This window comes from Pseudophaeobacter sp. C1-32P7 (assembly GCF_041008775.1).
GTDB lineage: Bacteria > Pseudomonadota > Alphaproteobacteria > Rhodobacterales > Rhodobacteraceae > Phycobacter > Phycobacter gallaeciensis_A.
In genome coordinates, this window is the sequence record NZ_JAXGFR010000033.1 from 1 (window position 1) to 15,444 (window position 15,444).

Annotated in this window: 16 protein-coding genes and 1 pseudogene; 8 read left to right on the top strand and 9 right to left on the bottom strand. The window is 64.0% G+C overall.

Translation table 11 applies throughout. The features are described from left to right. Positions 1 to 72: 72 nt before the first annotated feature. The 4 genes and pseudogenes from SM763_RS22760 to SM763_RS22775 form a co-directional block, all read right to left on the bottom strand. Positions 73 to 524, bottom strand: a pseudogene (locus SM763_RS22760) (transposase); the annotation flags it as partial. Between the two features lie 67 nt (positions 525 to 591). After that, positions 592 to 1,758: an iron-containing alcohol dehydrogenase gene (locus SM763_RS22765; protein ID WP_136720578.1), complete on the bottom strand. Its 1,167-nt coding sequence runs from the start codon at positions 1,756 to 1,758 to the stop codon at positions 592 to 594. A 34-nt stretch (positions 1,759 to 1,792) separates the two neighbouring features. Continuing rightward, the gene (locus tag SM763_RS22770; RefSeq protein WP_368999856.1) at positions 1,793 to 3,247 is read right to left on the bottom strand and encodes an NAD-dependent succinate-semialdehyde dehydrogenase; all 1,455 of its coding nucleotides are present in this window, start codon (positions 3,245 to 3,247) and stop codon (positions 1,793 to 1,795) included. Positions 3,248 to 3,306: 59 nt separating this feature from the next. Continuing rightward, the gene (locus SM763_RS22775; protein WP_368999857.1) at positions 3,307 to 4,935 is read right to left on the bottom strand and encodes an AMP-binding protein; all 1,629 of its coding nucleotides are present in this window, start codon (positions 4,933 to 4,935) and stop codon (positions 3,307 to 3,309) included. 146 nt (positions 4,936 to 5,081) lie between these two features. On the opposite strand from SM763_RS22775, the gene SM763_RS22780 reads away from it, so the two are divergent. The 7 genes from SM763_RS22780 (at position 5,082) to SM763_RS22810 (ending at position 10,981) form a co-directional block, all read left to right on the top strand. After that, a complete protein-coding gene (locus SM763_RS22780; protein ID WP_368999858.1) occupies positions 5,082 to 5,819 on the top strand; it encodes an enoyl-CoA hydratase/isomerase family protein in 738 nt (245 codons plus the stop codon). Positions 5,820 to 5,892: 73 nt separating this feature from the next. Then, a complete protein-coding gene (locus tag SM763_RS22785; RefSeq protein WP_368999859.1) occupies positions 5,893 to 7,098 on the top strand; it encodes an ABC transporter substrate-binding protein in 1,206 nt (401 codons plus the stop codon). 11 nt (positions 7,099 to 7,109) lie between these two features. After that, a complete protein-coding gene (locus SM763_RS22790) occupies positions 7,110 to 7,904 on the top strand; it encodes an ABC transporter ATP-binding protein (RefSeq protein WP_368999860.1) in 795 nt (264 codons plus the stop codon). Next, entirely contained in the window at positions 7,897 to 8,643 is a 747-nt protein-coding gene (locus tag SM763_RS22795) for an ABC transporter ATP-binding protein (protein ID WP_368999861.1), read from the top strand. Before SM763_RS22790 ends, SM763_RS22795 begins: the two co-directional genes overlap by 8 nt. Position 8,644: 1 nt before the next feature. After that, positions 8,645 to 9,532, top strand: a complete 888-nt coding sequence (locus tag SM763_RS22800) for a branched-chain amino acid ABC transporter permease (protein WP_368999862.1) — start codon at positions 8,645 to 8,647, stop codon at positions 9,530 to 9,532. 1 nt (position 9,533) lies between these two features. Beyond that, on the top strand, positions 9,534 to 10,508 hold the full coding sequence (locus SM763_RS22805) for a branched-chain amino acid ABC transporter permease (protein WP_368999863.1): 975 nt from the start codon (positions 9,534 to 9,536) through the stop codon (positions 10,506 to 10,508). Next, positions 10,505 to 10,981 (top strand): thioesterase family protein, encoded by a 477-nt coding sequence (locus SM763_RS22810; RefSeq protein ID WP_368999864.1) that lies wholly within the window; start codon positions 10,505 to 10,507, stop codon positions 10,979 to 10,981. The genes SM763_RS22805 and SM763_RS22810 overlap by 4 nt, the downstream gene beginning before the upstream one ends. 133 nt (positions 10,982 to 11,114) lie before the next feature. Here SM763_RS22810 and SM763_RS22815 read toward each other — a convergent pair whose 3' ends face one another. The 4 genes from SM763_RS22815 to SM763_RS22830 form a co-directional block, all read right to left on the bottom strand. Further along, positions 11,115 to 12,317, bottom strand: a complete 1,203-nt coding sequence (locus SM763_RS22815; RefSeq protein ID WP_368999865.1) for an acetyl-CoA C-acyltransferase — start codon at positions 12,315 to 12,317, stop codon at positions 11,115 to 11,117. Continuing rightward, positions 12,314 to 12,790, bottom strand: coding sequence for an acyl-CoA thioesterase (locus SM763_RS22820; RefSeq protein WP_368999866.1), 477 nt, complete (start codon positions 12,788 to 12,790; stop codon positions 12,314 to 12,316). Before SM763_RS22820 ends, SM763_RS22815 begins: the two co-directional genes overlap by 4 nt. A gap of 4 nt (positions 12,791 to 12,794) precedes the next feature. Continuing rightward, positions 12,795 to 13,712 (bottom strand): SDR family NAD(P)-dependent oxidoreductase, encoded by a 918-nt coding sequence (locus tag SM763_RS22825; protein ID WP_368999867.1) that lies wholly within the window; start codon positions 13,710 to 13,712, stop codon positions 12,795 to 12,797. Positions 13,713 to 13,780: 68 nt separating this feature from the next. Continuing rightward, the gene (locus tag SM763_RS22830; RefSeq protein ID WP_368999868.1) at positions 13,781 to 14,266 is read right to left on the bottom strand and encodes a MaoC family dehydratase; all 486 of its coding nucleotides are present in this window, start codon (positions 14,264 to 14,266) and stop codon (positions 13,781 to 13,783) included. Between the two features lie 111 nt (positions 14,267 to 14,377). On the opposite strand from SM763_RS22830, the gene SM763_RS22835 reads away from it, so the two are divergent. Continuing rightward, positions 14,378 to 15,043 (top strand): TetR/AcrR family transcriptional regulator, encoded by a 666-nt coding sequence (locus SM763_RS22835; protein ID WP_368999869.1) that lies wholly within the window; start codon positions 14,378 to 14,380, stop codon positions 15,041 to 15,043. A 116-nt stretch (positions 15,044 to 15,159) separates the two neighbouring features. Here SM763_RS22835 and SM763_RS22840 read toward each other — a convergent pair. After that, a partial coding sequence (locus SM763_RS22840) for a transposase (RefSeq protein ID WP_368999870.1) occupies positions 15,160 to 15,444 on the bottom strand: 285 nt, incomplete at its 5' end.

A 15,444-nucleotide genomic window follows, 5' to 3' on the forward strand; every position in this document is an offset into this window, starting at 1 on the left:
CAGAAGAGATCGCTCATGTCACCGCTCCGTTTTCGGAGGCGTGAATCACGCAGCGCAACAGAAATCAATGCATCCTGACCCTAGACGGGATTGCTCCTTGATGTGGGCCAGCACGACCATGTCAGTCCTCTGTCTTTGGCTGGCAGGGCGGTTGCGATAGGCGCGCAGGCCGCGTGAGCTGACACCCAGCACGTCACACATCCGCTTGGCGCAGAAGGCGTGACGGTGTTCTTCGATGAACCGGAACCTCATGGCTTTTGCCCCGCGAAGAACTGCGTTGCCTTTTTTAGAATCTCCCTCTCCTCCTTGAGAATGCGGTTCTCTCGCCGAAGCCGTTCATTCTCCCGGGCAAGATCCAAGTCCTTGTCAGGCACCACATTGGTGTCACGATGCGCCGTCACCCACTTGTTCAGCGTCGATAAGCCAATACCCAAATCTGAGGCAACTTGCCTGCGTGTCAGCCCGCTTGTCAGCGCGATCCGCACCGCATCAGCGCGGAATTCGTCCGTGCGTGTCGTTCCCATAGTTCGTCTCCTTTGCTGCAATAAATGCTATCAAAGGAGCGGCATCAAACCGTGACACTTCCAACACCTAGAAGGCCTCGCGGTAGAGCGCCAGAGCATCCGCTTCGGTCACCTCTACCGGGTTGTTGACCAGCAGCCTAGACTGCAGCATTGCGTCGCGGGCCAACATTGGCAGGCTCTCCTCGGTGACCTGGCAATCGCGCAGGCGACGCGGCGCGCCGGAGCGGTCCATCAGGTCCGCCATGTAGGCAACGAAGGCCGCCGCGCGGGCTTGCACGCCCTCGTCGGAAGGGCCGAGCACAACATCTGCCAGTTCCGCATAGAGCGGCGCGGCGACGCGTATGTTGTAGCGCAGGACCGGCCCCAGCATCAACGCATTGGTTAGCCCGTGCGGCAGGTGGTAGTGACCGCCCAACGGATAGGCCAGCGCATGCACCGCCGCCACAGGGCTGTTGGCAAAGGCCTGACCGGCCAGTGCGGAGCCCAGAAGCATCGCTTCGCGCGCCGCCCGGTTGTCGGGCTGGGTGCAGGCAGTGACGAGGTTCGGTGCCATGAGCCGCATCGCCTCCCGCGCGAAGACATCCGAGAGCGGGTTCTTGAGGTGCTTGCTGGTGAAGGCCTCGATGGCATGGACCATGGCATCAATCCCGGTCGCGGCAGTCTGCACGGCTGGCAGGCCTAGGGTCAGCTCGGCATCCAGCAGCACGCGGTCCGCATAAAGCTGGTGCCCGATGATGCCCATCTTGGTCGTCTCGCCGGTGGTCAGGATGGTGATGTTGGTCATCTCCGATCCCGTGCCCGCTGTGGTAGGGACCTGTACCAACGGCGTGCGTGCGCCCCGGATCTTGCCGATCCCGTACAGATCGGAGAGCTCCTGCGCAGTGACCAGCAGCACCGCCGCCAGCTTGGCAATGTCCATGGACGACCCACCGCCAAGGCCCATCACTAGGTCGGCGCCGGCGGCTTTGCCCTGTTCTACGCAGGCCATCAGGACGGCTTCCGGTGGATCCGCGACGACTTGATCGAAGACTGTGACCGAGAAGCCACTGGCCGCGAGCGAGGCTAGAGCGGGATCCAGCGCGCCGCTCTCGTGCAGGAAGCGGTCCGTCACGATCAGCAGGTTGCGTTGGCTGAACCAGCCCGAGAGGGTTTCGCCGACCCGCCGCGCGCCGCCCCAATCCACGTAGATCGAACCAGGGCTGTCGAAGGAGAAAGTTGCAATACCATCTGTCATGTGTCTGTCCTTGGCTTGAAATTGGGCAGGGCGATCAGACCGCACTGCAGAGATATTTCAGTTCGAGGTATTCATCGAGACCATGACGCGAGCCTTCGCGGCCGAGGCCCGATTGCTTGACCCCGCCGAAAGGGGCCACTTCGTTCGAGATCAGCCCCGTGTTGTGTCCCACCATGCCGTATTCCAGCGCCTCGGACACGCGTACGACACGCGCGTGGTCCCGGGTGAAGAAATAGGCCGCAAGGCCGAAGATCGTGTCATTGGCCATGGCGATGGCCTCTTCCTCGGTTTCGAAGCGGAAGACTGGCGCAAGCGGCCCGAAGGTCTCTTCAGTCGCCACTTTCATGCGCGGGGTGACACCCGACAGCACGGCGGGCTCCAGGAAGAGGCCGCCAAGGCGTTTTCCGCCCTGATGAAGCGTGGCGCCCAGGGCCACCGCATCAGAGATATGTGCCTCGACCTTGTCGAGGGCCTTGGCCTCGATCAGCGGGCCGATCTCGGTGCCTTCTGCCGTGCCGTCGCCCACCTTCAGCGCGGCCACGCGCGCGCTCAGTTTCTCGACGAAGGCGTCGTGGATGCCCGACTGCACGAGGATGCGGTTGGCGCAGACGCAGGTTTGCCCGGCATTGCGGTACTTGGACGCCATGGCCCCCTCGACCGCCTTGTCGAGATCGGCGTCGTCGAAGACGATGAAGGGCGCATTGCCGCCCAGTTCGAGCGAGAGCTTCTTGATGGTATCCGCGCATTGCGCCATCAGCAGCCGCCCCACCTCGGTCGAGCCGGTGAACGAGAGCTTGCGGACCACGGGGCTGTCGGTCAGCACCTTGCCAAGCCTGGAGGCCGGGCCTGTCACGACCTGCAGCACGCCCCCAGGCAGGCCTGCACGCTGCGCCAGTTCGGCCAGGGCCGTGGCGGTCAGCGGGGTCAGGTCGGCCGGTCGCAGGATCATCGAACATCCCGCTGCCAATGCCGGGGCCGCCTTGCGGGTGATCATCGCCGCCGGAAAGTTCCAGGGCGTGATCGCCGCGGTAACCCCGATGGGCTGGCGCATCACCGTCAAGCGCTGGTCACGGCGGGGGGCGGGGGTCGTCTCGCCATAGACCCGCTTTGCCTCCTCGGCGAACCATTCGACGAAAGAGGCGGCATAGGCGATCTCGCCGCGCGCTTCGCCCAGGGGCTTGCCCTGTTCCAGCGTCATGATCAGGGCTAGGTCGTCGCTATGGGCAAGGATCAGCTCGAACCAGCGACGCAGCACGGCCGCACGCTCGCGCGCCGCCCGTTGCGCCCAATCCGCCTGGGCCTGTTGCGAGGCCTCGATGGCGGTGGGGATTTCCTCCGGCGACATCTGCGGCACCCGACCGACGGTCGTGCCATCCGAGGGGTTGAGGACGGCGATGGTTTCGCCCGAAGCGGCCTGGCACCAGGCGCCGTCGATCAGGCAGGCTTCACGCAGAAGCGTCGGGTCATTCAGGCGGGTATGTGTCGACATGTGACTTCCTTGCAAGGTCCGTTGTCGCCGCGTCAAGCGACGGGGGAAGGGATCGGGCCTCAGGCCCGCTCACGGGCAGGTTTCTCTGCCTCGCGGTCCCAGGTGTCGGGTGTCACACCCGCCTTGCGAAGCAGGTGTTTCTGCACCTTGCCCGAGGCGGTCTTGGGCAGGTCATCCAGCACCCGGAGGTAGCGCGGCACCATGAAGCGCGGCAGCGTGGCAGACAGGCTTTCGCTGACCGACTCCGGGTCGATCCTCCGCCCTTCGGCGGGGGAAACGACGATCAGAACATCGTCTTCGGTGAACTCGGACGGCACGGCCACGGCGGCGCATTCGCGAATTTCGGGAAGGTTCAGCACCTCGCCTTCCAGCGCGAAGGACGAGATGTTCTCTCCGCGCCGCCGGATCACGTCCTTCAGCCGGTCGACGAAGTAATAGGTGCCATCCGCGTCGCGGCGGAAGCTGTCGCCCGTGTGGAACCAGCCGTTTCGCATCGCGTCCACCGTGGCGCCGGGATTGTTGTAGTAGCCCGACATCAGGGCCCAGGGCCGATGCGACCGGATGATCAACTCACCGGTTTCGCCATCCCCCAGGGGCATGTCGTTATCATCGACGATCCGCAGCTCGCACCAGGGACGCGGCTTGCCGGCTATCCCCTTGGTGGTGATACCGGGGCCCGCGCTCATCGGGCTGGCAATCTCGGTCATGTTGTAGATCGTCCAGGCCTCGACGCCAAAGCGCTCTGCAAAGAGCGGGCCATCCTCGCCGAAGGGCGTGATGAAGGCGCGGCGCAGCGGGTGGTCACGATCATCCGGGCTGGCCGGGGCCTTCAGGAGGAAGGCGGCCATGACCCCGAGGAGGAGGCAATAGGTCGAGCAGGTTTCACGCACCGCTTGCCAGAAGGTATCGGTTTTGAACTCGCGCATCATCCCGATCGAAAGACCCCGCGCCAGCATGGCATTCACGTAGAGCGTCGAGCCACAGTGGAAGATCGGGCCGCAGATCAGGCAGCGGTCGTCTGCCGCAACCTCGAAGGCATCCGGGCCCATGGTATAGTGCTGGGCATAGGTACTCATCACCCCCTTGGGGTTCCCCGTCGTGCCGGAGGTGTACATGATCGCATGAAGATCCCAGGGCTCGATCGGCTGCGTCAGCTTCAGCGCCTCGGGATCCTCTGCGTGCGGATCGACCAGCGGCGCGATGTCGTAGCCGTCGATGGCGCCGCCCTCGCCCTCAACCACCAGAACGGTCGTCACCTTTCCGCGGTTCACCTCGGCCAACCTCTCGACCAGCGGCGCCTGGACAATAAGGACGGGCGCGTCGGCGTCGGTCAGGATGTATTCCAGCATCTGCCCGCGTGCACCGGTGTTGATCGGGACATAGACCGCGCCGAGGTAGTTGATCGCAAACCAAGTGCACAGAAGGTCGGGGCTGTTGCCCATCAGGCAAAGTACATTGTCGCCACGCCTGACACCGGCCTGGGCCAGCGCGCTGGCCCGCAGCCGCACACGGCGATGCAATTCGCCATAGCTCCACAGCGGCCCGGGCCAGAACTGGACGAAGGGCGCGTCGGGCTGTGTTTCGGCATATCCATCGAGGACATAGCGCAGGACAGATCTTTTCCGATCAAGCGCGGGATCGGCGCTTATAGTGCTGTTCGGAGCCATATCCGTGGAACTCTGGGCCATCTCTTCCTCCTCAAGAAAAGGTCAATATGTGGGCGCGCCGGTGACTGCGCTCTCAATTTTCATATTGCATTGCTGCGACTCGCCGTGCAACATACTTGGTAGTATGTCGCACGACGGCAGAACGACGACAAGGGAAAATAACCAAGATGACAGGTGTTGAAGTCGAGATTCAGGACGCGGTCGCGTCCGTGCGATTCGACCGAGGTGGCAAGGCGAATGCGCTGGACTACACGATGATCGACGAGCTTGAGGCCGCTGCGATTGAGCTTTCGCGCAACCCCGACGTCTCTGTTATCGCGCTCGCCGGAACATCAAGCATCTTCGCGGCCGGTGTCGACCTGAAGGACGCCCGCCTGTGGAACCCCGAAGGCAAGGATGTCGCCCGCCACCTGTCGATGAATGCGGGTGTGCGGATGAGCAATGCTTGGCGGCGACTGCCCCAGATCGTCATTGCTGCGCTGGAGGGGCCCGCGATTGGCGGCGGTGCGATCCTCGCGCTCTGTGCCGACTTCCGCGTCATGTCAGAAGAGGCCTACCTGCGCTTTCCCGAGGTCCGTCTCGGCATGACGCTTGGCTGGGGCGGGCTTCCGCTGCTGACTGAGCGGGTTGGCGCCGGACGCGCCAAGCGGATCCTATGCTGTGACGAGACGATCGGCGCCGATGAGGCGCTGGCGCTGGGGCTCGCTGACCGCAAGGTCCCGGCCGGCACCGCATTGGACGCTGCGCGGGCCTGGGCGGCCACGATCGCCGAAAGTCCGGCGATGTCCCTGCGCATGACCAAATCCGCCATTGATGCCCGCGCCCGGAGAAACTGGGCCGAGGGCGCCGAAGGGGATCAATTTCTTCTGGCCAAACTGCTTGCCGAAGGTGGCAGCACGGCCTGATGCAAGGGCCGGCGCAAAGGGGCGACCGGCCAATCATGCACCGGTATCGGTGCGAAACGGGAGGAGTATTCCAATGACAAAACTGAACAGGGCCGCTCTGGCTTCGCTATTCTCGATTGCGCTTGTCGCAGGGGCGCATGCCGAACCCTATCGTCTCGGCGTTCTCACCGATATGTCCGGGATGAATTTTGACCTTTCAGGCAAGGGCTCGGAAGTTGCCGCGCGCATGGCCGTCGAAGATTTCGGCGGCAAGCTGCTTGGCGAGGACTTGGAGGTGATCGTTGGCGACCACCAGAACAAGCCGGACGTCGGCTCGACGCTCGCCCGTCGCTGGGTCGACGAACAGAACGTCGTCGCCATCGTTGATCTGCCGACCTCTTCGGTTGCCCTTGCCGTGCAGGAAATCACCCGCCAGAGCGATACCGCGCTGCTGATATCGACCGGCGGCTCCTCCGAGCTGACAGGCGCGTCTTGCTCGCCCTCGACCGCCCAATGGACCTGGGACACCTATGCGCTGGCGAACGGCACCGGCCGTGCGATGACGCTGGAAGGGGACAAGAACTGGTTCTTCCTGACGGTCGACTACACGTTTGGTCATGCGCTCGAGACGGATACTTCGGCAGCGGTGGAAGCCGCGGGCGGCACGGTCGTCGGCAAGATCATGCACCCGCGCGAAACCTCGGACTTCTCCTCCTACCTGCTGCAGGCCCAGGCCTCGGGCGCGGATGTGATCGCACTTGCGAATTCGTCGGGCGACACGATGACGGCCCTGAAGCAGGCCGAAGAGTTCGGTATTACCGCCACCGGTCAGGAGATGGCCGGTATGCTGCTGTTCCTGACCGACGTGCACGGCGTCGGCCTTGAGACCGCGCAGAACCTGAAGCTGACCACCGCCTTCTACTGGGACATGAACGATGACACCCGCGCCTGGTCGCAACGCTTTGCCGACCGTATGGACGGCAAGATGCCGACCATGGTGCACGCCGGCGTCTACTCGGCGGTCATGAACTACCTCAAGGCGGCCGAGGCCTCCGGCCAGGCAACCAGCGGTTCGCAGGTCATGGAGACCATGCGCGGCATGGATATCGACGATTTCTTCAACCAGAACGCCTACCTGCGCAAGGACGGCCGCGTGGTGCACGACATGTACCTCGTGCAGGTCAAGACCCCCGAGGAATCGGAGGGACCCTGGGACTACTACAAGGTCCTGCGTACCATCCCGGGTGACGAGGCCTTCCGACCGATTGAGCAGAGCGCTTGTCCGCTCCTCGACGACTGAAGGGTGATCCCATGACGATGGCTACCGTTCCGGCGCGACCCGCGCCGGCCGGGTCCCGTGCCGCAATGTCGGCACGGGGTCTCAGCAAGACCTTCGGAAACTTCCAGGCGGTGAACAACGTCGACATCGACATTCACCATGGCCGGATTCACGCGCTGATCGGTCCGAATGGCGCGGGCAAGAGCACGGTCTTCAACCTGTTGACCAAGTTCCTGCAGCCGACCAAGGGCAAGATCATGTTCGGAGAGACCGACATCTCCGGCATGGACCCTGCCCATGTGGCACGGCTCGGGGTTGCGCGGTCGTTCCAGATTTCCGCGACCTTCGGGGACATGTCGCTGGTCGACAACGTCTGCGTGGCGCTGCAACGGCCCAACCAGCTTGCCGTGCAGTTCTGGCGACCGCTTGGCAGCCTGTCACGGCTGCGTCCCCGGGCGATGGATCTGCTGGGGCGCGTCGGGCTTGCCGACATGGCCGATCGGCGCGCCGCGGACCTGTCCTACGGGCGCAAGCGCGCGCTTGAGATCGCTACTACGCTGGCCCTGGATCCCAAGGTGCTGCTCCTGGACGAGCCGCTGGCGGGCATGGGCCAGGAAGACGTTGAGACCATGGCCGGCCTGATCGCCGATGTCGCCCGCGACTGCGCGCTGCTGATGGTGGAACACAACATCAAGGTCGTCGCCGACATCGGTCACGACATCACCGTGCTTCAGCGCGGCGAGATCCTGACCCAGGGCAGCTATGCCGAGGTCAGCGCCGATCCCCGCGTGCGCGAAGCCTACATGGGAGCTGAGGACGATGACTGACGCAGCCGCGACGACCCGCGAGGCCCGCCGCGGCCCCGCGCAACTGAGGGTGCGCGATCTCGAAGCCTGGTACGGCGAGAGCCAGGCGCTCTACGGCGTCCATCTCGACGTTTACCCGGGGGAGACCGTCACGCTTCTGGGCCGCAACGGCGTCGGCAAGACCACCACCCTGCGCAGCTTGATGGGCATCTTGCGCAAACGCACCGGAGAGATCGAATTCGACCAGCGGTCGATCCTGCGGCTGCCGCTGCATCGGGTCGCCCACGTCGGCATGGGGTTCGTCCCCGAGGAACGTGGCATCTTCGCCTCGCTCACCGTCGAGGAGAACCTGCTGCTGCCGCCGAAGGTGGCCAGCAGCGGCAAGGAAATGTCGCTGGACGAGATCTACACGCTGTTCCCCAACCTGCTGGAGCGACGGCACAGCCCGGGCACCAAGCTTTCCGGCGGTGAGCAGCAGATGCTGGCCATCGCCCGCATCTTGCGCACCGGGGTCAGCATGATCCTTCTCGATGAGCCGACCGAAGGGCTGGCCCCGGTGATCGTGAACCGGATCGGCGAGATGCTGAAGGCGCTGAAGAGCCATGGGCTGAGCGTCCTGCTGGTCGAACAGAATTTCCGTTTCGCGGCCAAGATCGCCGACCACTTCTACGTCATGGATCATGGCGTGATGATCGATAGCTTCGCCGTGGTCGAGCTGCCCGCAAAGCGAGAGGCGCTGAACATGGCGCTAGGAGTTTGATATGATAATGATTCTTGGGATGCCACTGCCGGTGCTCACCGGGCAGCTGCTGATCGGCCTGATCAACGGCTCGTTCTACGCGCTGCTTTCGCTCGGCCTGGCGGTGATATTCGGGCTGTTGCGCGTGGTGAACTTCGCCCATGGGGCCTTCTACATGCTGGGCGCCTTCACGGCCTGGATGCTGGGGCAGTACCTCGGCATTGGTTTCTGGGGCGCACTGCTGCTGGCCCCGCTCATCGTCGGCCTTGTCGGCGCGGTGGTCGAACGGACCATGCTGCGGCGCCTCTACGAGCTCGACCATCTCTACGGGCTGCTGTTCACCTTCGGGCTTGCCCTGCTCCTGGAAGGGCTGTTCCAGCACTTCTTCGGCGCTTCGGGCAAACCCTTCTCCGCTCCGGCTGAGATGAAGGGCGTGGTGCGGACCGATTTCGTGACTATCCCCATCTATCGCGGCTGGGTCGTCATCGCGTCGCTTCTGCTGTGCCTGGGTACCTGGGCACTGATCGAGAAAACCAAGATCGGCTCATACCTCCGCTCGGCGACCGAGGATGCAACGCTTGTCCAGGCCTTCGGCGTGAACGTACCGCTGTTGCTGACGCTGACCTACGCCTTCGGCTGCGCCCTGGCGGGCATCGCCGGGGTGCTGGCCGCGCCGGTCTTCCAGGTCAGCCCGACGATGGGATCCAACCTCATCATCATCATCTTCGCGGTGGTCGTGGTCGGCGGCATGGGGTCGATCCTCGGCGCGATCGCCACCGGATATCTCCTCGGCATCGTCGAAGGAATGACCAAGGTCTTTTATCCCGAGGCCGCGAATATCGCGATCTTCATCATCATGGCTGTGGTTCTGATGCTGCGTCCTGCGGGTCTCTTCGGAAAGGAAAACTGACATGATCGTAGCCAAAGAATACGAGTCGGCCGCCGAAACCCGTCGACCACACCCTGCCCAGCGGATCCTCGTGCTGGCGCTGATCGGCGTGCTCATGCTGCTTCCGCTCTGGTTCTATCCGGTGCTTCTCATGAAGCTGATGTGTTTCGCCCTTTTCGCGTCGGCCTTCAACCTGCTGCTTGGCTACGGAGGGCTGCTGTCCTTCGGCCACGCCGCCTTCTTCGGCGGTGCGGCCTATGTCACGGCCCATGCCCTGAAGGTCTGGGAGGTCAACCCCGAGGTCGCCATCCTCGCCGGTGTCGGCGGCGCGCTGGTGCTGGGGCTGGTGATCGGGCTGCTTGCCGTGCGCCGTCAGGGCATCTACTTTGCCATGGTCACGCTGGCCCTGTCGCAGATGTTCTATTTCTTCTGCCTGCAGGCACCCTTCACCCATGGCGAGGACGGCATCCAGGGCTTTTCCCGCGGCAAACTGTTCGGGGTCATCGATCTCGCCGACAGTACGCCGCTCTACTACTTCGTCGCGGTGGTCTTCGTGGCCAGTCTTTTCGCGATCTGGCGCATCGTGCATTCGCCCTACGGGATGATCCTGCAGGCGATCCGCGAGAACGAGCCGCGCGCGATCTCACTGGGCTATTCGGTGCAGCGCTACAAGCTGGGGGCCTTCGTCATGTCGGCAGGCTTTGCCGGCCTGGCCGGCAGCCTCAAGGCGCTGCTGTTCCAGTTCGCTACCCTAACCGACGTCAACTGGCACATGTCCGGAGAGGTCATCCTGATGACCCTGCTGGGCGGCATCGGCAGCATTGCCGGGCCGATCGTCGGTGCGGGTCTCGTCGTGACGCTGCAGAACTACCTGGCCACCACCGGTGTCCCGGTGACCACGGTTCTGGGCGCGACCTTCATCGTCTGCGTGCTGCTGTTCCGCCGCGGCATCGTGGGGGAGCTGCGCCACCGGCTGCCCGCCTGGAGGCGCAAATGAGCGGACCCGAACTGCCCGCCAGCCGGTTCCGCGTGCCGTCGGACTGGGTCGACTATAATGGCCACATGGGCGACTTCGCCTATGGCATCGCATTCTCGCGCAGCGTGACCGCGCTGATGGAGGATATCGGGCTGGATGAGGCCTACCGCGCCGCGGCCCAGGCGACGCTCTACACCCTGGAAATGCGGATCGGCTACCAGCGCGAGTGCCACGAGGGCGATTCGCTTGTCGTCCAGACCCGGGTGCAGGCCGCCGATGCCAAGCGGATGCACCTCTACCAGGAGATGCAAGCCGAGGACGGTACCCTGCTGGCCTGGTGTGAACAGGTTCTGCTGCATGTGGCGCGCGACAGCGGCACGCCCCGCGCGGCCCCCTTCCCGCCCGCCACCGCGGACCGGCTGGCTGCGCTGGAGGCCCAGCACCACGCGGCCGGGCAGCCGGCCTGGCTGGAGCGGCGCACCGGCCTCGGCTGAGGCAGACGGTCCTGTCCAGCCCATCAGGGCCCGCCCATGGAGACACGGGCGGGTCTTTCTTTTGCCAGGGGCCGCTAGGCAAACGGCCGCCGGGGGAACCGGCGGCCGTCTGAATTCTTCGGCAGATGCCGTTTCAGAGCACTTCGAAAAGCCCTGCCGCCCCCATGCCACCGCCGACGCACATGGTGACGACAACAAAGCGCGCGCCGCGCCGCTTGCCCTCGATCAGCGCATGGCCGACCATCCGCGCGCCCGACATGCCGTAGGGATGTCCGATGGAGATCGCCCCGCCATTGACATTGAGCAGCTCGTCGGGAATGCCCAGCTGATCACGCGAGGGAATGACCTGCGCGGCAAAGGCCTCGTTCAGTTCCCACAGGCCGATGTCCTCGACGCTCAGGCCATGGGTGGCCAGTAGCTTGCGGACCGCAGGCACCGGGCCCATGCCCATCTCGTCCGGCGAGACGCCCGCGACGGCCATCCCCCGATAGAGCCCCAGCGGCGCCAGCCCGCGACGCTCGGCCTCGGCACGCTCCATCAGGACCGCAGCGGAGGCTCCGTCTGAAAGCTGCGAGGCATTGCCTGCAGTGATATGTGTCCCCGCAGCAATCTGCTGACCGTCCCTGAACACCGGCGACAGGCCTGAGAGCCCTTCCAGCGTGGTGCCGGGACGGTTGCCCTCATCCCTGGCCAGCGTCACCTCCTGTATTGAGTTCTCGCCCGTGGCCCGGTCAGTGACCTGCATCATCGTAGTGATCGGCACGATCTCGTCGTCGAACTTGCCCGCGGCCTGTGCGGCGGCGGTGCGCTGCTGTGACTGCAGGGCGTAGGCATCCTGATCCGCGCGGCTGATGCCATTGCGACGCGCGACGATCTCGGCCGTCTCGACCATTGACATGTAGGTCGCGGGCAGGTGCTCGGACAGCCAGGGATCCTGCCAGTGGCGCGTGTTCATCTCGGGGGTCTGCACAAGCGAGATCTGTTCGACGCCGCCGCCGATGGTCACCGTCATGCCATCCGAAATGATCTGCTTCGCGGCGATCGCGATCGCCATCAGCCCTGAGGCGCATTGCCGGTCGACGCTTTGACCGGGGACCGAAACGGGCAGGCCTGCGCGCAGCAGGCCGGTGCGCGCGATGTTCATATGCGTGGTGCCCTGCTGCAGGGCGGCCCCGACGATGACATCCTCGACTTCGTCCGGCTCGACTCCGGCACGGGCCACGGCGTGCGCGGTGGCATGGCCAATGAGACGGGGCGCGGTGGTGGCGTTGAATGCTCCGCGATAGGCCTTTCCGATCGGCGTGCGGGCGGTCGAGACGATGACGGCTTCCCTCATTTCGGGGTCTCCTCTTTGTCGGTGGCGGGATCGCGGAACAGGGCGTCGGCACAGGCGCGCAGCGCGGGGGTCAGGGGGGCCGGGCGGCGGGAGTCTCGGTCGACGTAGACGTGCACGAATTGCCCCCGCGCGGCACAGGCACCGTCGTCCAGGTCGAATAGACCGAAGCCCCAGGTCAGGCTGGTCCGCCCGATGGCCTCGATCCGTACCCCGACACTGAGTTTCGCGGGAAAGGTGATCTCGCGGAAGAACTGAGCCCCGTTTTGCACGACGAGCCCGATCGGCCCCTCGGCGGTCGCCGAAAGATCGAGGGCGCCGTGCTCCAGCAAGGCCACGTTCATCGCCGTGTCGAAGTAGCCGAGGTAGGCGACGTTGTTGACGTGGCCATAGACATCGGAATCAGCCCATTGCGAAGCGGTTGCGTGATGCCAGCCATAGGCATCATGCGGCAGCGGTTCGAGACGCTCGGACATGACGTCAGTCCTTCGTCGCCAACGCGGTGCGGGCATTGGCAATGATCCGGTCGACATGGTCGAGCCCGGCCATCACCTCGATCTGCCCGTCGAGACTGGCGATCTCCTCGAAGCGCTCGCCGACGGTATCGGGCGTGAAATCTGTGCCTGCGAAGCACACGCCCTGGCTTTCAACCAGCGCCAGCCGGGACACGGTGCCCGCCCCGGCCAGCAATGCGGTGCGCGAGGGCGCGTCACGGCTGACCAGCCAGACCGCCGCCGGCGAAACCAGTTCGGGCGTCAGGAGGTCCAGCATCGCCGGATCCATCATGTCGCCGGTCATGCGGGTCGCCGCTGTGGGAAGGATGGCGTTCAGGTGGATTCCGTATTTCGCGCCTTCGAAATGCAGCACGTTCATCAGACCGAGCACCCCCATCTTCGCGGCGCCGTAGTTCGCCTGGCCGAAGTTGCCATAGCTGCCGGAGGTCGAGGAGGTGACGAGGATACGGCCATAGGCCTGCTCGCGCATCTTGGCCCAGACCGCCTTGGTGGCGACCGCAGTGCCTAGGAGGTGCACGTCGACGACGCGGCGGAAATCATCAATCTCCATCTTCGCGAAGCTCTTGTCGCGCAGAATGCCAGCGTTGTTGATCAAAACGTCGATCCTCCCGAAGGCTGACAGCGTCTGCTCCACCAACGCGGCCATGTCGGCCTCGGAGGTGACGTTTCCGGCGTTGGCGATGGCCCGGCCGCCCTCGGCCGTGATTTCGCGCACGACGGCCTCACTGGCCTCGGTGTTGCCGCCGCTCCCGTCTCTGCCGCCGCCAAAGTCGTTCACCACGACCGCCGCACCGTGACGGGCCAGCATGAGGGCGTGGGAGCGGCCCAGACCGCCCCCCGCGCCAGTGACAATCGCGACTTGATCCTTGAATGAAACCGGCATGTTGATGTCCTCCGAGCCGTTGATCCTTGCAAATTTTCCAGATGGGCCCGCGCCCTGCCTGCGGCGCCTCAGCCGCCGACGATCAGCACAAGCCAGTCCGCGGCAAGCGCCGGGCGGTCGCTGCCCTCGATCTCGACGCTGACGGAATAGCGCCGCAGCACCCCGCTGGCCTTCGGGGTTTCGGCTGCCAGCGTGAAGTGTCCGCGCAGACGTGCCCCTACCGACACAGGCACCAGTAAGCGTACCTTGTCGAAGCCGTAGTTCACCTCGACGGCGCTCGGTGCCGCCGCAGGCAGCGCGCTGCGGGTGAAGGCAGTCAGCAGCGAGAGTAGATAGAAGCCATGCACGATGGTGCCGCCATAAGCGGTCTCGGCCCGGGCCCGCTCAGGGTCGACGTGGATGAACTGGTGGTCGTCGATGGCATCGGCGAAGCGATCGACCATCGGTTGGTCGATCAGGATCCAATCTGAGACGAACGGGGCTGGCGCATCTTGCATTTCGGGCTCCTTGAAACTGTCTCTTTGAGTTGCAACATACTCCGTAGTATGCAACAATCCAATTGTCCAGACCTGATGCGGAATGCAAAGAAAGATAATGGCCTGACTTCGTGATCCGGCTTATGAAATGGACGTCAGGAATCTGAAGACTTTACTGGAGGGCCTAGAGTGGCGAACCAAGATATTCACCGTGAATGGGCATCAAGGATTCGCGGCCAGGAGGGCTCGGAGCCTCTCGCCGAAAGCGTCGTTGAAATCTTGGATTGCGCCGCACTGTGCTTTACCGAGACAGGTTTCCAAGGCACGAGTATCGACGATGTCGCCCGCCGCCTTGGCGCGACCAAGGGGCGTATTTATCACTATTTTCGCTCTAAGACCGATCTCTTCTTTGAGGTGCATCGCGAAGGTATGAAGCGCCTGATGGGTGCGGTGATCGAAGCGAAGTCCGCTGGGGGAACCGGGCGTGAAACGCTGCAGCGCATGGTCGAGGCTCATGCCCTAACGATGATGCAGAATGTCGCCTACGAGGCCGTTGTCGTGCAGGGGGTCCACCTGCACCGGCTCAGCGCCACCACCCCCGAGCAGCGCGTCATCCTAGATGAGCTGATGGACGTCCGACACCGTTTCGAGCAGATGTTCGTCGAGGTCTTCGAAGCTGCCCAGGCCGATGGCAGTGCGCGCCAGGATGCCGATACCTCACTGGCGGTGAAGGGCATGTTGGGGGCCGTAAACTGGATGGCAATCTGGTATCGTCCGCGTCAGGACGATAGCTTGGAGACCCAGCAGGCGATGGCCCGCAACTTGGCCACGTTGCAGGTCGAAGGGATCGGCTAATTTATTGGTTGCCAGGTTGAAGGAACTGTGGTGTTAATTTTCCCTATGAATGCAGTATCTGTCGACGGTGGAGTGAAATTCAGCCATTGTGGCAGCATGGATTGTAGGGTCAGGATTCATAACCAATAGATGACGAGAGCCGCGAGGGCGATGGCTGAGAGGAAGACCTTGGGGCATCGGTCATAGCGGGTCGCGACGCGCCTCCAGTCCTTGAGCCTGCCGAACATGATCTCGATGCGGTTACGCCGCTTGTATCTCCGCTTATCGTATTTGATCGCCATCTTGCGTTTCTTCCGGCCTGGGATGCAGGCACGTATCCCCTTGTCCTGCAACGCTTCTCTGAACCAGTCAGCGTCATAGCCACGATCTCCGAGTAGCCATTTGACGTTTGGCAGGCCACT

Excerpts from the sequence above, each read along its gene's own strand:
- SM763_RS22790 (WP_368999860.1), top strand. The coding sequence starts at position 7,110 with ATGACGATGGCTACCGTTCCGGCGCGACCCGCGCCGGCCGGGTCCCGT.
- SM763_RS22825 (WP_368999867.1), bottom strand. The coding sequence starts at position 13,712 with ATGCCGGTTTCATTCAAGGATCAAGTCGCGATTGTCACTGGCGCGGGG.
- SM763_RS22805 (WP_368999863.1), top strand. The coding sequence starts at position 9,534 with ATGATCGTAGCCAAAGAATACGAGTCGGCCGCCGAAACCCGTCGACCA.
- SM763_RS22770 (WP_368999856.1), bottom strand. The coding sequence starts at position 3,247 with ATGTCGACACATACCCGCCTGAATGACCCGACGCTTCTGCGTGAAGCC.
- SM763_RS22800 (WP_368999862.1), top strand. The coding sequence starts at position 8,645 with ATGATAATGATTCTTGGGATGCCACTGCCGGTGCTCACCGGGCAGCTG.
- SM763_RS22820 (WP_368999866.1), bottom strand. The coding sequence starts at position 12,790 with ATGTCCGAGCGTCTCGAACCGCTGCCGCATGATGCCTATGGCTGGCAT.
- SM763_RS22775 (WP_368999857.1), bottom strand. The coding sequence starts at position 4,935 with ATGGCCCAGAGTTCCACGGATATGGCTCCGAACAGCACTATAAGCGCC.
- SM763_RS22780 (WP_368999858.1), top strand. The coding sequence starts at position 5,082 with ATGACAGGTGTTGAAGTCGAGATTCAGGACGCGGTCGCGTCCGTGCGA.
- SM763_RS22815 (WP_368999865.1), bottom strand. The coding sequence starts at position 12,317 with ATGAGGGAAGCCGTCATCGTCTCGACCGCCCGCACGCCGATCGGAAAG.
- SM763_RS22785 (WP_368999859.1), top strand. The coding sequence starts at position 5,893 with ATGACAAAACTGAACAGGGCCGCTCTGGCTTCGCTATTCTCGATTGCG.
- SM763_RS22810 (WP_368999864.1), top strand. The coding sequence starts at position 10,505 with ATGAGCGGACCCGAACTGCCCGCCAGCCGGTTCCGCGTGCCGTCGGAC.
- SM763_RS22765 (WP_136720578.1), bottom strand. The coding sequence starts at position 1,758 with ATGACAGATGGTATTGCAACTTTCTCCTTCGACAGCCCTGGTTCGATC.
- SM763_RS22795 (WP_368999861.1), top strand. The coding sequence starts at position 7,897 with ATGACTGACGCAGCCGCGACGACCCGCGAGGCCCGCCGCGGCCCCGCG.